General features: G+C 52.9%; 12 protein-coding genes. 5 read left to right on the top strand and 7 right to left on the bottom strand.

Translation table 11 applies throughout. From position 1 onward, the window contains the following. The first annotated feature begins 58 nt into the window (after positions 1 to 58). Both porV and IE117_RS01170 read left to right on the top strand, forming a co-directional pair. The gene (gene porV, locus IE117_RS01175) at positions 59 to 1,273 is read left to right on the top strand and encodes a type IX secretion system outer membrane channel protein PorV (protein ID WP_189562526.1); all 1,215 of its coding nucleotides are present in this window, start codon (positions 59 to 61) and stop codon (positions 1,271 to 1,273) included. 71 nt (positions 1,274 to 1,344) lie between these two features. Further along, the gene (locus tag IE117_RS01170) at positions 1,345 to 2,628 is read left to right on the top strand and encodes a M16 family metallopeptidase (protein WP_189562525.1); all 1,284 of its coding nucleotides are present in this window, start codon (positions 1,345 to 1,347) and stop codon (positions 2,626 to 2,628) included. A 15-nt stretch (positions 2,629 to 2,643) separates the two neighbouring features. On the opposite strand, the gene IE117_RS01165 is transcribed toward IE117_RS01170, so the two are convergent. After that, positions 2,644 to 3,015, bottom strand: a complete 372-nt coding sequence (locus IE117_RS01165) for a LytR/AlgR family response regulator transcription factor (protein ID WP_189562524.1) — start codon at positions 3,013 to 3,015, stop codon at positions 2,644 to 2,646. Positions 3,016 to 3,163: 148 nt separating this feature from the next. Continuing rightward, the gene (locus IE117_RS01160; RefSeq protein WP_189562523.1) at positions 3,164 to 3,883 is read right to left on the bottom strand and encodes an MIP/aquaporin family protein; all 720 of its coding nucleotides are present in this window, start codon (positions 3,881 to 3,883) and stop codon (positions 3,164 to 3,166) included. Positions 3,884 to 4,077: 194 nt separating this feature from the next. Here IE117_RS01160 and purB point away from each other — a divergent pair, with 194 nt between their 5' ends. Next, positions 4,078 to 5,424, top strand: coding sequence for an adenylosuccinate lyase (gene purB, locus IE117_RS01155; protein WP_189562522.1), 1,347 nt, complete (start codon positions 4,078 to 4,080; stop codon positions 5,422 to 5,424). 7 nt (positions 5,425 to 5,431) lie between these two features. Here the strand turns inward: purB and IE117_RS01150 are convergent, their stop codons facing one another. Then, entirely contained in the window at positions 5,432 to 5,863 is a 432-nt protein-coding gene (locus IE117_RS01150) for a nuclear transport factor 2 family protein (protein WP_189562521.1), read from the bottom strand. Positions 5,864 to 6,041: 178 nt separating this feature from the next. On the opposite strand from IE117_RS01150, the gene IE117_RS01145 reads away from it, so the two are divergent. Beyond that, positions 6,042 to 7,322, top strand: a complete 1,281-nt coding sequence (locus IE117_RS01145; protein ID WP_189562520.1) for a hypothetical protein — start codon at positions 6,042 to 6,044, stop codon at positions 7,320 to 7,322. 45 nt (positions 7,323 to 7,367) lie between these two features. Next, positions 7,368 to 8,672: an alpha/beta hydrolase family protein gene (locus IE117_RS01140; protein WP_189562519.1), complete on the top strand. Its 1,305-nt coding sequence runs from the start codon at positions 7,368 to 7,370 to the stop codon at positions 8,670 to 8,672. A gap of 111 nt (positions 8,673 to 8,783) precedes the next feature. On the opposite strand, the gene IE117_RS01135 is transcribed toward IE117_RS01140, so the two are convergent. The 4 genes from IE117_RS01135 to IE117_RS01120 form a co-directional block, all read right to left on the bottom strand. After that, a complete protein-coding gene (locus IE117_RS01135) occupies positions 8,784 to 11,501 on the bottom strand; it encodes a choice-of-anchor Q domain-containing protein (RefSeq protein WP_189562518.1) in 2,718 nt (905 codons plus the stop codon). Positions 11,502 to 11,673: 172 nt separating this feature from the next. Continuing rightward, a complete protein-coding gene (locus IE117_RS01130; protein WP_189562517.1) occupies positions 11,674 to 14,793 on the bottom strand; it encodes an AAA family ATPase in 3,120 nt (1,039 codons plus the stop codon). Positions 14,794 to 14,985: 192 nt separating this feature from the next. After that, a complete protein-coding gene (locus tag IE117_RS01125) occupies positions 14,986 to 16,230 on the bottom strand; it encodes an exonuclease SbcCD subunit D (protein WP_189562516.1) in 1,245 nt (414 codons plus the stop codon). Positions 16,231 to 16,322: 92 nt separating this feature from the next. After that, positions 16,323 to 16,850: a KdsC family phosphatase gene (locus tag IE117_RS01120; protein ID WP_189562515.1), complete on the bottom strand. Its 528-nt coding sequence runs from the start codon at positions 16,848 to 16,850 to the stop codon at positions 16,323 to 16,325. Between the last annotated feature and the right edge of the window lie 11 nt (positions 16,851 to 16,861).

The raw sequence follows: 16,861 nt of genomic DNA, 5'->3' as shown, positions 1-16,861 counted from the left end.
TTTGAATCCCGTTATCTGAAAATTTGTCATTGCCCTTACACAGTCAAACCAAGGAAATATGAATCGTTTTTTCGTTAGTTTATCCTCCGTTCTACTCCTTTGCGGGGGTGTCACGACCGTAAAAGGCCAAAATCCGCAGGTTACGGGACAGGATACAACCAATCGAATCCCTGTTACCTCGCTGGCCTTCCTCAATTTTGCGCCAGACGCTCGCTCTGCCGCCCTTGGTGATGCCGGCGTAGCCCTCAGCCCTGATGCTAACGCCACCTATTGGAATCCGGCCAAACTACCTTATCTCAAGGATGATTTCGGGGTTTCGCTTTCCTATACTCCATGGCTGCGCAACCTGACCGACGACATGTACTTCACCTACCTTTCGGCCTACAAGAAGGTGGCAAAGGGCCAGGTAATCGCCCTACAAGTCAATTATTTCGATCTGGGTCAGCTGGAATTCAGAAACCAGCAGGGAAGTCTCACAGGTACTTTCCCCTCGCGTGAGCTTATGGCGGGTCTGACTTATGGTCGGCAACTGGGGGAGAATTTCTCACTGGGCCTAACGCTGAAATACATCAACTCCAACCTGGCGGGCACTGGCCTGGTCAACGGAGTTTCCATTAGTCCCGCTCAAACAGCGGCGGGTGACATCAGTGCTTACTACAAAAAAGAGTACAAAAACGATGAAATCGGCAGCAGCCTGACCTGGTCGTGGGGTGCCATGATCTCCAACCTGGGTGGCAAGGTGTCTTACGGTAGTGATGACAAGTACTTCATTCCTACCAATTTCAAGCTGGGTACCGGAATTTCTTACACTGCCGATGGCCGTAACCGTTTCAATTTTGTGCTAGATGCCAATAAGCTGATGGTTCCCACGCCGCCCGTATATACGATGGTAAACGGGGTGTCAACTGTAACTCGCGGTCGCGATCCGAAAGACCTTTCACTGCTGGGTGGCATTTTTGGTTCGTTTGCCGATGCGCCCGATGGCTTTAATGAAGAGTTGAAAGAAGTTATGATTTCGACGGGAGTCGAGTACTGGTACAATGACATCTTCGCTGCTCGCTTCGGATATTTTAGCGAGAGCCGCATGAAAGGCGACCGCAAGTACTTTACCGTAGGCTTTGGCGCTCGTTTCCAGCAAAAATACAATGTCGATTTTGCCTATCTCCTCCCCCAGCGGCAGGGTAGCCCGCTGGCTCAGACGCTCCGCATCTCGCTGGCGGCCAATCTAAAAGCCAAGGACCGTTCCGAGATCCTGGAAGATATGGAGAATTGACCTTAGTTTAGAAAATCCTTTTGCGAATGACGTCCCGCCATGGGATGTCATTCTTTTTTTACCCCCGAACCATGATTTTAGACCGTACCATCGCCCCGCCCTTCCGGGTCATCGACCGCATTAGCCTTCCCCCCGCCGAAACGCTCACACTGGACAACGGCCTGCCGCTGCACGTCATTAATATTGGCGATCAGCCCGTTGTGCGGCTGGAGTGTATGTTCGAGGCAGGAAACTGGTCGGAGGCCAAGCCCGGCGCGGCGCATTTCGCCATCAAGATGCTGACCGAAGGTACCGCTGCGCGTTCCTCAGCCGAGATCAGTGAGGCGTTCGACCGTGTGGGCGCTTTCACCGAAATGAAAAACACGTTCGATCAGGCGGGAGTTGTGGTGTATTGCCTGGCGCGGTTCCTGCCCGAGGTACTGCCCATCGTGCACGAACTTCTGACCGAAGCCACCTTTCCCCGCAAAGAGTGGGACGATCTGCGCAATATCACTCTACAGAATCACCGCGTCAACTGGGAAAAGAATGCATACCGTGCCACGGCCCTATTCCGCGAAAAGCTCTATGGCCTGGAACATCCCTATGGGCGAGGGCGCACCGAAGAGAGCATCAGTGCGATGGCCCGGGAAGATGCTTTGACACATTATCAAAGCAACATTCAGTCTTCCAGGTATCGGATTATTTTATCAGGAAAAGTAGGAAGGGATGAAATTGCGACGGTCAATGCTTTTTTGGGAAAAGATGCTGCAAGGGCAGATGCAGAGGAGCCCACCGCTGCCAGCTTCCCCATTTTACCGGGCGAAAAGACAACTATTGTCGAGCGTTCTGAAAGCATTCAGTCGTCTATCCGACTGGGCAAGCGGCTTTTTACCCGCCATCACCCCGATTACTACCAGATGCTGGTGGTAAGCGAGATTCTGGGAGGGTACTTTGGATCAAGATTAATGAAGAATATCCGGGAAGAAAAAGGCTTGACCTACGGAATCTCGTCCAATGCCTATGCTTTCCGGGAGGATGGCTATTTCGTTGTCAGCACCGACGTGAAGAAAGAATTCACCCAACAAACCCTGGACGAAATCCGGAAGGAGATTGCTATCCTGCAAACGATACCTGTGCCCAAAGAAGAACTCCGTACTGTCAAGAATTTCCTGGCCGGCGAATTCGCCGGATCGCTCAACACGGCCTTCGATGTGGCTGACCGCCAGAAAATACTCATCACGGACGGCCTGCCCGCTGACTTTTACGACCGCTACATCCGGCAAATCCATGCTACCACCGCCGAGGATATCATGCAAATCGCCCAGAAGCATTTGGTGCTGGATGACATGACGGAGGTGGTAGTCGGTGGTAAATAATTGCCGACAAGCGCTTTATCGCGCCTGGCGTTCCAGTCCGCGCAGGATTCGCACGCGTCCGCCGCGCAACGTCAGCCGCACGTACCTACGCCGCCGTCGCGCAACGGGCAAAATCTTGCCGTCAAGCAGAACCAACTGTTGACCATCGTACTCCGCAATGGCCTCCTTGTTGACCAAAGCCGAACGACTTACCCGCAGGAAGCCCTCCTCACCCAGACGCTCGTGCAATATTCGCAACGTCACGGATAAGGTTAACTTGGGGCGATCGGAGAAGTACACCTGGGTGTAGTTGCGGTCACCTTCGCAGAAGACGATTTGAGCGGCAGACACAGCGGTGTAGGCGCCGATATGGACGTTTCCTTGCTGAGAAAGTAATGAGGGGTTCATGCGGATGAATTTTATACGTTGGCGTTGAGAAATATCCTTTCGGTCAGACCGATCGGCACCATTGTATAAAACCAAGGCAGAAAAGGTAAGTCTATTATTTCATATCAGTCGAAATCCCTTCCGCTTGTCAACCTAAAAAAACGTCCTTCTACACACTGAATAGCCCTAAAAGTACCGCCGCCACCGCTGCTCCTACAAAAGGCCCGACAACGGGAATCCAGCCGTACGCCCAGTCTGATGGACCTTTGCCCGCAATGGGCAGCAACGCATGGGCCACACGCGGGCCGAGGTCACGGGCGGGGTTCACCGCGTAGCCCGTGGGACCGCCCAGTGACAGGCCAATGCTCCATACCAGCATTCCAACCAGATAAGGGCCAAAGCCCGGTGGAATGGCTTCGGTTTGGCCGATGCCGTAGAGCCCGACAATGAGGAAGAGGGTGGCCAGTACTTCGCTCACAAAATTGGGGCCGGTGGCCCGGATGGCGGGACCGGTGGCGAAGCAGGCGAGCTTGTCGGCGGGGTCTTCGGTGGCCGCCCAGTGCGGCATATAGTGAATCCAGACCAGCACTGCCCCCAGAAATGCCCCGATCATCTGCGCCGTAATGAAACTCAGTACATTGGAATAGTCACCCGACATAACGGCGTTGCCCAGCGTCACTGCGGGGTTGATGTGTGCCTCGGGACTACCGAAGGCCTGCGCCGTGAAAATACCCATCAGCACCGCCAGCCCCCAGCCCGTGGCGATCACGATCCAACCGCCGCCATTGCCTTTGGTTTGCTTCAAAACTACGTTGGCTACGACGCCGTCGCCTAGCAGCATGAGTACGAGTGTACCTAGTAATTCACCAAGAAAGGGAGAAGAGGTCATTTTTTATTGGAGAGTTAATAATTGAGAATGCCTGGACTTGTAAGTTTTGACCTTGAATTATCCCTAAAAAGTGTTGAGAGAGTACATCTTTACTTATCATTCAAGCAAGGCTGCTGCTTCTAATCACCAACCTTGACCACTCGAAGGGCTAATTGTCTTACCTTTGCCTTTTCCAAAACTTGACCCACCCGAATATGAATCTGAATCAACTGACGGCTATTTCTCCCGTGGATGGCCGCTACCATAAGCAAGTTACCGAGCTTTCCTCCTACTTTTCTGAATACGCCCTCATCTACTATCGGGTAATGGTAGAAGTAGAATATTTCATCGCGCTCTGCGAACTGCCGCTGCCCCAATTAAGCGAGGTAGGCGAGAGTTTCTACCCGAAACTTCGCGATATCTACAAGGATTTTAATGAAGCCGACGCGCTGAAAATTAAGGAGATTGAGAAAACTACCAATCACGATGTAAAAGCGGTGGAGTACTTTCTCAAAGAAAAATTCGAGAGCATCGACCTGGGCAAATACCTGGAATTCATTCACTTCGGCCTGACTTCGCAGGACATCAACAACACGGCTATTCCTCTCTCGCTCAAAGATGCGCTGGAACGGCAGGTGAAACCGCTCTTCCGGCAGGTACTTTTTGTGCTGAAGCGCATGAGCATCGAGTGGCGCAACGTACCCATGCTGGCTTACACGCACGGTCAGCCCGCCTCGCCAACCCGGGTCGGCAAGGAGTTTCTGGTGTTTGTGGAAAGGCTGGAGCGGCAATTCGAGCTGCTGGATCAGGTACCCTACTCGGCCAAGTTTGGTGGGGCGACGGGCAACTTTAACGCCCACCACGTGGCTTATCCTGACGTGGACTGGATGCAGTTTGCGCACCACTTTGTAGAAGGCCTGGGCTTAAAGCGCAGCCGCCACACTACGCAAATCGAGCATTACGACAATCTGGCTGCCACCTTCGATGGCTTGAAGCGCCTGAACAATATCCTGCTGGACTTGAACCGCGACGTGTGGACGTACATTTCGATGCACTTTTTCAAACAAAAAATTAAGGCGGGTGAAATTGGCTCTTCGGCCATGCCGCACAAAGTGAACCCCATTGATTTTGAGAATTCAGAAGGCAACCTCGGCATCGCGAACGCGCTGTTTGAACACTTTTCTTCCAAACTACCCATTTCGCGCTTACAGAGAGACCTGACCGATTCGACTGTGCTACGCAATGTGGGCGTTCCCATCGCTCACCAGGTCATCGCGCTGCATTCGTTACTGAAAGGACTGGGTAAGCTGGAAATCAACGAACAGGTCATCCGGGCCGAACTGGAAGAAAACTGGGTGGTGGTGTCGGAGGCGATTCAGACGATCCTGCGCCGCGAGGGCTATCCAAAACCCTATGAAGCCCTCAAAGAACTTACCCGAACCAATCAGCAGGTTACGCACGACACGATGACGCGCTTCATCGAAACATTAGATGTGTCAGAGGCCGTACGCGAAGAACTTCGCCATATCACCCCATTCAACTATGTAGGCGTGGTGGAATAAGCTCTCCCTACATCGTCGGCGTCATCTGCACCGATGCCACTTTCCAGGCTCCACCCTGCCGGACGCACACGCTGGTAAACGCCAGCGTGTTATCGAAACGAATGCCCTGCACGGTTCCCCTTGCCCGCCAGGTACCTGTCACGATGCCGGTGTCGCCATAGGTGCGGGTGCTGGTAGCGGAAATCATCCCGGTCTCTATTTTGATATAGCCGCCATTCATCGCCTCGGCCAGCGATTGACCATCCACCAGCGATCCATCGAAGCTCACGATGGCGAAATCGATCGTCAATAGGGCGCGCATGTCCCTGGCATTCTCATCCAAAAGAGCCCTGAAGAAAGCTTCAGTACATTCGGCTGGATTGGTCGACGGATTTATTTGCTGCGCGAAAGTGGTCACTGTCACCCATGCGAGCAGCCAGGTCATGCATGTTTTTTTCATGGTCTTTCTTAGTGAAAATTGATAGCCTTATCAATGAGGTGCCCTAATTGGGCGAGAAAATGCGTATTCCCTTTTGAATCACAAAACATTTCCCCCTAAGTTTTAGCAAAATATTGTAGCAATTTACCCCGCTAGTACCTATTTTAGGGCTAAAATTCAGAACGTTACGGCAGTGTGTATGAAAAAGACTTTACTTATTTTATCGGTATTGTTAGTCCTGATCACCGCCGAACGGGCCTCGGCCCAAAGTCCGTGGCGGCTGGGCGTCTCGCTCGGGCCATCGCTCTCCTACAACACCCTGTATTCCGATAAGCCGCTACCGAACGGCAAGTTCGAGGCACCCGACCGTTTCGGTGCGTCTTATGACCTCACCCTTGAGCGTAGCCTGACACCAAATTTTTCATTGCGCATGGGCGTTCGCACGGCGAACCTGAAAGTCGGGACGCGAACTAAATTCATCGCGCGTGATTCAGTCACGCGGGCGGTCAATGGCTGGGGCCGTAACGATGGCTACACGCAGTTCTCTCCGGCCAACCTTAACGTTGGCGTTACGTATAACTCCAAACTCCTCTGGCGCCGCCTGATCCTGACCGCCGGGGCCGATGTCAACTACATCGTCAACCGCTACGATGGCTACGTGCGCGAGCAGAATGACCCTAAAGTGGACGGCCAATGGCCCGGCGATGTATATCAGTACGAACTTGAAAGCGCCCACACCCGTAACAATGGCCTGGCACTTTCCTTCCGCACCGGACTGGATTACAAACTTAGTCAGTACAAATCGTTAACCGTCAATGTACTTTATAGCCAAGGCTTTCGCGATCTTTTCCGCATTTCCACCAAAGAACTCGAACTCAATGGTGTCAACTACCAGGCCGATGTCGTGAGTAAAGGCAGCTACCTGGCCCTGCAGGTAGGATACAAACAGAGCCTCAACTGGAAACGCGCGGGTAACTATATGAGTCCGTACAATATGCCTGTCGTCGGCAAGCGGACCGGCAACCGACCTGACTTCCAGGCGGGCTCCATAATTGCGGGTTTTTCGGGCGTGGCTATTCCTTACCAGACGGGGGGTACTTTTGCCAACGTGGCGGCACGGGGTGGCCTCTTCGTCGCCGATCGCTTTTTAATCGGAGCCGTGGGCTTTGGCGCGTACTCGACCATTACTCCTATCGAGTCCCCGCTTACGGGCTGGGCCGTCGGCCCCATGGTGCGCTACCATATAAGTACCACGGCTTTTTCACCCTTTGTAGAGGCCTCTTATCTTATGGGACAGGAAAGCGGGCAGACCTACCGCCGGGGTTGGCAGTTTGTGGCCCTGATGCCGGGCGTCAGCTTCCGCCTCACGCGCCAACTCAAAGCCGATGTGGGCCTGTATATGCTGCGTCCCACCTATCCCATATCGGAGAATGCCGTCATTTCGCTGCCACAATTGGGGCTCCATTATTCATGGCGGTGATGGTTTTGTTTTTCCATTGAGCCTAGTATCTAAATCCCCTTCCTCTTGCTTAATAAAAAAGCCGCTACGACTCGCCGCCAATTCGTAAAAAACTCCGCTGGTTTGGCTGTTGCCGTGCCTCTCGCTGCCCAGGCAGCACCACTGGATTTTTTCAGAAATTTTGCAGTAGAAACTACCTCCGTGACACTCCCCGATCCTACCAAAAGCATTATTGGCCAGTACGGCTCCTGGGCTGCCGGGCTCAGGCCCAGTCCCCCCCAACTTTCGCTTCGCGCCAACCGCAGTAAAAGCCTGGATGCATGGCGCAAAGAAGCGCTAGCCAAAGTCAACGAGCTCGTGGCCAGCCCACCGGTACACTCCGTACCCAAAGTAACGGTGGAGAAAAAATACGTGTTCGACGGGTTGGAGATTGAAGAGTTATCGTGGCAACTACCTCACGGGCGCCCTACCAAAGCGGTATTTTTAAAACCAGCGGGGGTTAAAAATCCGTTACCTGCCGTACTGGGTCTGCACGATCATGGGGGTAACAAATACTTCGGCTGGGACAAGATTGCCGTGACCAGCGAAACACCTAACCCGCTGATGACCCGGCACCGGGAGCAGTATTACGAAGGCCGCGCCTGGGCCAACGAACTCGCCAAGAGCGGCTATGCGGTGCTGGTACACGATGTGTTCACCTTTGGCAGCCGTCGGGTACATTATGAGGACGTGGACGGGATCACCTGGGGGCCGAATTACGCTAAGGAAAAAAAATCAGATGCTCAGATAAGTACCCCTGAGGAAATTGCTGCCTACAACGCCTGGGCAAGCGACCATGAGCACATCATGTCCAAGTCGCTGTTCTGCGCCGGAACTACCTGGCCGGGCGTCACGCTGGCGGAAGACCAGATGGCGCTCACCATCCTCAGCCAGCGACCCGAGGTTGATCCCAATCGACTCGGCTGCATGGGGCTGTCGGGTGGCGGCTTACGGACGGTTTACCTCGGCGGCCTTGATCAGCGCGTGAAGTGCGCCGTACCCGTCGGCTTCATGACGACCTGGAGTGATCTGCTCCTTAACAAGGCCTATACCCATACCTGGATGATTTATACGCCGCTGCTATCCAACTACCTGGAATTTTCCGAAATCATGGGTTTGCGCACCCCGCGCCCCACGCTGGTACTCAGTAACCGCGAGGATCAGCTTTTCACCCTTCCCGAAATGCAGAAGAGCGACGAGATATTGAAAGAGGTTTACAAAATCGCCAAAGCCAGCGACGCTTACAAAACCAGCTTCTACGACGGGCCGCACAAGTTCGACAAGGCTATGCAGGAAGAGGCTTTTGGGTGGCTAGATCGGTGGTTGGTCTAGCGAAGCATATGATCGATTTATATAACAAAATTTCGATACGGGCTTGAATAGAAAAGAGAAGGCCACGACGTAGCCTTCTCTTTCAAATCACCGCCTATCTCACAGACTACGTTACCGGACATTCAGCACCTTCACTGTCTGACTCCGATCGGGTGTGGTGGCTCGAAGTAACAGTATACCCGCTGCTTGCTGACTAATAGCCAATGAATGGCTTTCAACAGACTCGGCCTGTTCTATCCGATGTTCATCGATCAGGCGACCGTTCAAGTCATTCAATTGGATAGTGAGTGGCTGGCCGTGTGCCCCGCGTACTTCCATTTTCAACACGCCATTCTCAACGGGATTCCCCAGTACTTTCACTTGCAATTCTGAGCCAGGCTCTTCGGCAACGGCTAGTCGCGCCGCGGCTGTATTACAGACATTCAGCCAATTAAACTCAAATCGAACTCGCTCACTGATACCGTTCTGAAAGGCAAAAAGGGTAATGCTCGGGTTATCGATGTATAACCGCAGACTGTAAGGACCAGGAGCGTGGGTATCTGCCAATTCTCCGTATACTGAGAAGTTGATGGGTGAACCGTTGTCGCCCTGATAAGTAGGCGTGAAGGTAAGTTGACGCGCCGTGGATGACAGGATTTGGCAGTCGACCCCTGTCACACCCGTGATCGCAAAGCCACTCACCGGGGGCGGTGGGGGCGGGGTAGTACCGCAAGCCGCCAGCCAATCGTACTGAAAGCGCGACTGTTTCCCATTCTGACTGGCATTCAGCGCAATAGTCGGATTATCTTTGTAAAGCCTTATGCTATAAGGACCGGGAGCCTGGGTATCGGCTAATTCCCCATAAACTGAGAAGGTGATTGGTGAGCCGTCTGCTCCCGAATATGTAGGAGTAAAAGTGAGCTGCCGCGCGGTGGGCGAGAGTTCCTGGCAGTTTACGCCGCTGACACCCGTAATAGCGAAGTTACCTGGCGTTGGAGGGGGCGGAGGGGGCGTGGTACCGCAAGTCGCCAACCAATCGTATTGATACCGGGACTCTCCCCCATTTCCTTGTTTCGCAATCAACGTTATAGTCGGATTGTCTTTGTAAAGTTTTATGCTATAGGGGCCGGGGGCCTGGGTATCGGCTAGTTCTCCGTACACTGAAAAAGTAATCGGTGAACCATCCGTGCCTGAATAAGTGGGTGTAAAAGTGAGCTGCCGCGCGGTGGGCGAGAGTTCCTGGCAGTTTACGCCGCTGACACCCGTAATGACAAAGCTCGCCGGGTCTCTGAATTCATAAGCCCCCATGTCGATAGTACCATTGATTATCCGTTGGTTGCCCGCCAGGTCGGTAGTGGTAGAATTCGCTGAGTTAAGGCCCGCGTCGATGGCGGGAGAACCGGGGCGTAGGCGAGCGTCAGTGTCGGAGATAAAGGGCGATTGGTTAACCTTGATGTAGGTTATACCTCCAAGACCGCTGGTATAGCCCGTCACGGATGCGTCAAGTACAGAGTAAGTAACAGTAGCAAGGACACCCGAACCCGCTTCATAGTCAAATGTGTTAGCACCGTTATTATCCCACAGCGCACAATTGACGAGCTGAGGACTACCATTGCCGCGATTATAGAGGGCTGCTCCACCTTTGATATTATTGTTTTGGTAAGCATTCGCAGAATTTCCTAAAAATGAGCAATTGTAGAAGCGGGGCGTACCGCTTCCGATGTTTACTGCTCCCCCGAAAGACGAGGTGTTGTTCTGGAATAGGCAGTTGCTGGCTACGAGATTTCCACCAAACTGTAACGCGCCTCCTCCCAATAAAGAATTATTGTTTTTAAATATGGAGTTAGTAATCTCGCAATCATTCCCTGTGGTAAATAGTGCTCCGCCTGTTCCCGCGGTACTATTTTTCATAAACTGGCAGTTGTCAATTCGAATGTTACCGCCGTTGACTATCGCTCCTCCGGAGATTGACCTGCCGAATACAGTTTTGTTCAATTCAAATGAAGAGTTGCTTAATTTTAGGCTACCATCAGATTTGTAGATCGCTCCGCCGCTATAAAAACTCTGGTTGCTCGCGAACTTGCAATCTCTGATTTCCGTCGAGGGGCCAGCCTTCGCGAGATAGATCGCCCCGCCATCATACGAGGTAGTTATGTTGAATTCAAAAAAACAACCCGTGATTATCGGGCTCCCGCCGCTGCTGTAGATTGCTCCTCCGGTAGTGCCCGAGGCATTGCCCCGAAACGTGCAGTTTGAGATATGGGGATTGCCATCTTTAATATATATCGCGCCGCCATCTTCCCTTGAATTGTTCTTCTCGATCAGGCAGCGGTTGATCGTCGGGCTGGATGACTCGATGTACACAGCGCTGCCCTTCGAGGGGACGCCATTATAGCCAAAATCATAATCGTTGCTCCCGCTGATGGCAAACCCATCCAAATAAGACTTAACCCCCACATTGTAAACTATATGCAGACTATTACCGCTAAGCTTGCCGTCGCCATCGATATCTCCGCTCAACACCGTGCCGTTACTGGCTGGGTCGGTATTACGGTCATTCAGGTTCATCTGGCCGCTGGTGAAACCGCCATAAATTGCTACGCCCTCTTTCATGACAAAAGAAGCAGTGCGGTCGTTCGGGTCAGTGGTGGGTTTGTAAGTACCCTTGGCTACCCAGATTTGGTCGCCGTCGGTAGCCGCCGATAAGGCGGATTGCAAGTGCTTGTGGGCCGTGGCCCAGGAAAGTCCGTTGCCGGCGTTGTCGGGTCGATTGGCATCGACATAGCGGACGGTAGCCGAAGCGGGCAAAGCCAGCACGGCCAACAAGAGAAACAGGTAAATCTTGCGCATAATGGTGAAGGTTTAAGAATTGTGAATTTGAAAATCCAGACCCATCAGAGTAGGGAAAGGTTGAGACTAGTGCAAAAATAAGACTCTCCGGTAACTATTATCAAATCAACCTTGAAAAGGTAAGTTCCTTTTTCAAAAAAGATGACTAAAACCTTGTCCAACAGCCCCCAGACTACCCCCAATGCGGCACCACCACGCTTCCCTGCTCGGTCATTTCTATTTTCAAGTGATTTTGGATTTCCTGCTGAAGCTCCTCCACGTGTGAGATGACGCCAACAATGCGGTTTTCGCGGCGCAGCGATTGCAGGGTCTCGAAAACTTCGCTCAGCGAATCCTTGTCGAGCGATCCGAAGCCTTCGTCGAGGAAGAAAAAGTTATGCAGCGCGTGCGATTGGTTATGAATCTGGTCAGCCAATGCTAACGCCAGCGCCAGCGCAACCTGGAATTTCTGTCCGCCCGAGAGCGTCTTGACGGCGCGGGTGCGGCCTTCGTTCAGCAGGTCGCGGACTTGAAAATCGTATTCCGCCGGGCGGGGTTCGTAAAGTTCAAGCTGCAGCTGGTGGCGCGTCATTTTATGGAAGCGGGCATTGGCCTGGTTGCACAGGTTCTGCAAGTGCATGGCCGACACATAACTCACGAAGCCACTGGCTTTAAACAACTTGGTCAGCGTGTCGATATCACCGGCGCGGTTGTCGAGTTTTTCCTTTTCCTTGCGCAAATCACCCTGCTGCGCCAGATCCTGCTCCTGCTTTTTAACCTGATTGGCCAGGCCTCCCTCTTCTTTGCGAAGTTCGTTGAGGCGGGTTGTCTTTTCTTCCAGATCGATACGTAGTTTTCGGTGGATTTCGGCGTCGTAGCGCAGGCCGTCCGTTTTTTCTTCCAGCGATTTCAGAGTCGCGCGGGCGGTATTCAGCGCCAGGCGATACGCTTCGATTTGTTTTTGCTCGGTGGCAACGTCCAGTTCCGACTGCAGCATGGTCACGATCTCGCCTTCATCAGCGAAGTCGGAGTCGGCAATGTCTTTTGCCAGGTTTTCGTTCAGCGTACGAAGAGCCTCGGCCTGTTGTTGAGTGTTGGTTTTAAGCGAGGCGATCTCACCCGAAAGTACATTTTGCTGGTCTGTCAGCGTCTGGATTTGCTTCGTCAGGCGGTCGTAGTCGTTGGTGAGTTTCTGGTAGGTAGTATTCTGGGCGTGGATGCGGTACTTGATTTGCTCGGCCGTTTGGCTGGCAAATTCCGCCACATCCAGCTGAGTGATTTGCTTTTGCAGAGTATCGGTTTCGGCCAGTTTGGTGGCTAGTTTCAACTCAATCATATCCAGCGCAGGCTTGATTTTGTTGTCAAGTACCTCCCGCGCTTCACTGAGTTCCCGTTCCTTTTTTTTGTACTCATCTTCCAGTTTCTGAATGGCTGCCTGCTGCTGACGGGCTACCTGAAAAGCTTCTTTCACCGCTTTTTCATCGTCCTTAGAGAAACCCGTCCACTCAAAACCTGCATCGTGCTGCGCCAAAGCTGCCTTATTTTCATCCCATTTTTCCCGAATTGTCTTTTTCTGTTTTTCATAGAATGCCAACTCGTTTTCCAGCCCGGTCAGGTGGTTTTTAAGTTGGTCATAGGCCGTTTCCGTCTCGCGCAGTTTTTGCTGCCTCTGCTCAAAGGCCTTCAATTCGTTGTCGATCACATTGGCCCCGCCCATCACGTTGGGGTGATGCACCGAGCCACAGAGCGGACAGGGAGCACCCGGCTGCAAATCACTGGCATACTGCCGGAGTTCACGCTGGGTTTTAAGGTGCAGGATTTGTTTGTCCAGTTCGGCATTCTGGCCGACGAGCGTCTGCTTTTCCTGATCGAGCCGCTCGCGAACCTGGGCGGGCGTCATTGCGGCATCTTCAGGGCCGAAAAGTTGATCGAAAGGCGCGGCAAGCATCAGGTCCGACTTAGTCCCTTCGAGTTTTTCTTCGTCTCTGGCGACCGCATTGGCATCTTTCTTCAGGGATTCTTTAGTCGTCAGCAGCGAATTTTTGGTCGAGAACCACTCGGCTACCTTGGTCACCACTTCCAAATCCACGCGCCCGGCTTTCGCCTCGTCCTGCGATTTTTCCAAAGTACCTTTCTGCTCCGTGAGTTGAGCGATGAGGTCTCTTCTTTCCAGCACAGCCAACTTCCCACGCTTTTGGTCTTCCTGTAATTTAACCTGTTCTTCCTTGGCCTGCGCCAAAGTCAGCACCAGGGCCAGTTCCTCAGCTTCTTTTTTCAGTGCATCCCGCTTCTCATAATGTGGCAAAATTTCGTCCAGCTTTTTCTGCTCACCCGCGATCTGCTGTTGCACTTCCGCCGCCGCTTTTTCCTTTTGTTGTAAAGTACCCCGGTCCCGCGCCAGGGCCGCTTCCTGGATGGTTTTCTGATTAAGTACCAGCTTGAAGGTATTACGGCACAACTGGTAGCGGTCAAGCCGCGTGGCGCGGGCGTTGTAATCCTGCTCCTGTCTGGCAAGTACCTCTATCTTCTGCTCGGCAGTCAGTTTTTCCTCAAAAAGCTGGCGCAGCGTTTCAAGCTGTTTATCATTTTCGGTCAATTCCTTTACCACACCTTCGTTTTGCCTGATGAGCAACTGGGCGTTTTTCAAATCCCGTTTCGACTGCGCCAGTGACTCAGGGGTAGTTTGACCGAGTTGAGTCAGCTTTCCGGCCAGGTTTTCGAGCTGGTTATCGTTGCGATTTTTCAGGATTTTGACCTTATCGGCCAGGTCATAACGGTTTAGTTGAAAAATCTCGTTCATCATCCGGGTGCGCTGCGCCTGCGGCAGATCGAGAAAATCCTGAAACTTCCCCTGCGGAATAATAATCGTGCGCTTAAAATTGTCGTAACTCAAGCCTATGATTTTCTCGGCAGCGTTATCGACTTCCAGCGGCGCCCAGTCTTCCGCTTCGTCTGACCACTGGTACGCCTTGCGTTCGAAGGTGTTTACTTTATCGAACTGCTTGCCGTTACGCCGCCCCTTCACCGTGAAGCGGTACTTGTGCCCCTCCGGCCCGGCCCGGCACACGTAGTCGATCAGCAACGAGTCCGACCGCAGGTTCATCATGTTGTAATTACGGTCATCGCCTGATTTGTTGAGGCGGTCCGTTTCGCCGTAAAGCGCGTAAGTAATTGCTTCCAGAATAGACGACTTGCCGCTACCGACTTTCCCGAAAATACCAAAAATGGCCGTTTCGGTCAGGCGCGTGAAGTCGATTTCCTGGGTTTCTTTGTAGGAATATAATCCCTGGATGGTGAGGTTTTGGGGTATCAAAATAGGGGATAATTGAGTGTGGATCGTGGACAGTACCTTTGACTTGCTGGTGATGTCATAAAAGCATTAACAGTAGTATCACTTCTGTTCCGTTTTCTACTCTATTTGTATGATTTAGTCAAAAGGACCGGTAAACTGCAAAAGACTGAGCCGCCCGGACGGACAATGTTACCTTATGTCTTTGGCGCTCTTCTATTCTTCTGCTTCATCCAGCGCCCGCACCTCCCGGAACAAATCCAGCAGCGAATCACCGGGTACTTGCCCCGCGCCGATTTTGCTGTTCTTGAAATAATCGACAAAGAGTTCTTCAATGGAGAGCTTCTCGGGGTCGAGGCGGAGGCGTTCGGCGGCTTCGGCCTTGGCTTCTTTGGTGCGGATCTCGGGGATAATCGCCATCAGGGCCGGGTGGGCGTCCAGCAGGCGCTTCTTATCGGCCGAGGCCAGGTACTCTTCGGTCACCATCGTGATTTGTACCAGGTCGTCGCGGTGTTCTTGCAGCCAGGTCAGTGCTTCGTCCACATTTTCAAACTTGCCCCGGTGGAGTTTTTTACCCTGTTGAAGTTCGATGGGTTGATAACTTGCGAGCTTTCCGGCCTCCGCTTCCAAAAGTACCACGTACTTGGTCTGGTTTGATTCCGAAAAGCTGTACCCCAGCGGACTGCTGGAATACACCACCGGACAGGGTACTTTGTCAACTACCTGATAACGGTGCAGGTGACCGAGGGCCGTATAGTGGATTTGAGCGGGAATGTTTTCAGAAAACACCGCCTGCGCCCCGCCGATGTTCAGGATGGGCCGCTCGTCGTCGGGTTCTTCGGGCATCTCGCCGCCCTTGCGCATCATGTAGAGGTGGGTCACAAGCAGGTTAAAACCCTCATCGTCCAGGTATTTGTCGGCAAGTTGCTGCCAATGACTTTGTAGGTGCATCCTCAGGGCGGCCTCGGTGTCTTCCAGGCCGAGGAAGGTTTTGAGCCGCTGTTCGTTGGCGTAGGGAGTGAGCAGCACGCGGAGCGGGAAATCAATTCTGGGTAGTTTTATTTCTACAAACCCCTTATCGACCTTCACCACTTCCACGCCCGCCTGCGTGCGGAAAGGCTTTACTTCGGCGTTGGGAAAGCCGACGAAAATAATGCCGCAGGCTCGCGCCATGGCATCGGGTACTTCAATGCGCTCGGGCGAGTCGTGGTTGCCGGCGATGGCAATAATCGCCCGGGCGCCGTTGGCCGACAGGCAGTGCAAAGTACTGTACAGTAGCTCGGTCGCTTCGGACGACGGGCTGAAATTGTCGAACAAATCGCCCGCAATAACCACGCAATCCGCCGCTTCCCGATCGGCGATCTGACAGATTTCGTCCAGCACAAGTTTCTGCTCGTCGAGGCGCGGGTAGTGATCCAGTTTTTTACCAATGTGCCAATCGGCGGTGTGGAGAATTTTCATGCTGGTTTCTGATTTTTGATTCTGGAAGTTAGACACTGGACTTTGGATGTAAATCTCGGCGCTTCACAGAATCCAGCGTCCAATATCTAACGTCATTTTTCTACCCATGCCATCCACGTCCCCTGCGCCTTCATCACTTGCTCGATCAGGTCGCGTCCCGCGCCAAAGCCGCCGTTGTAGGGCGAAACGTAGTCGGCGGTGGCCAGGATTTCGTCCACCGCGTCGGCAGGGCAGGCACCCAGCACGGCAGTTCGCTGCATTACTTCCAAATCGGGGATATCATCGCCCATGAAGACGACTTCTTCTTCGTCTAGATCGTTTTCAGCCAAATATTTTTCGTAGATAGCCAGCTTGCCGTCGGGCGATGAACCAATGAAAATATCCTTCACGCCCAGGTATTCCAGCCGCTTGCGGACACCAACCTGATTTTGGGCCGAGATGATTGCCACACGATAGCCCATGAGCAGGGCGCGGTTGATGCCATAGCCGTCACGGACGTGGAACGAACGTGGCTGCTCGCCGCTTTCGAGAGCCAGCACGCGGCCGTCGGTCAGTACACCGTCAATGTCAAAAATGAATGATTTGATACGCAGCAGGCGGTCGGTCAGGGGTGGATTCATGAATTGTAAGT

This window comes from Persicitalea jodogahamensis (assembly GCF_014651615.1).
Lineage (GTDB): Bacteria > Bacteroidota > Bacteroidia > Cytophagales > Spirosomataceae > Persicitalea > Persicitalea jodogahamensis.
The sequence above is the reverse complement of the archived record's forward strand: the minus strand, read 5'-3'. Positions and strand labels throughout refer to the sequence as shown.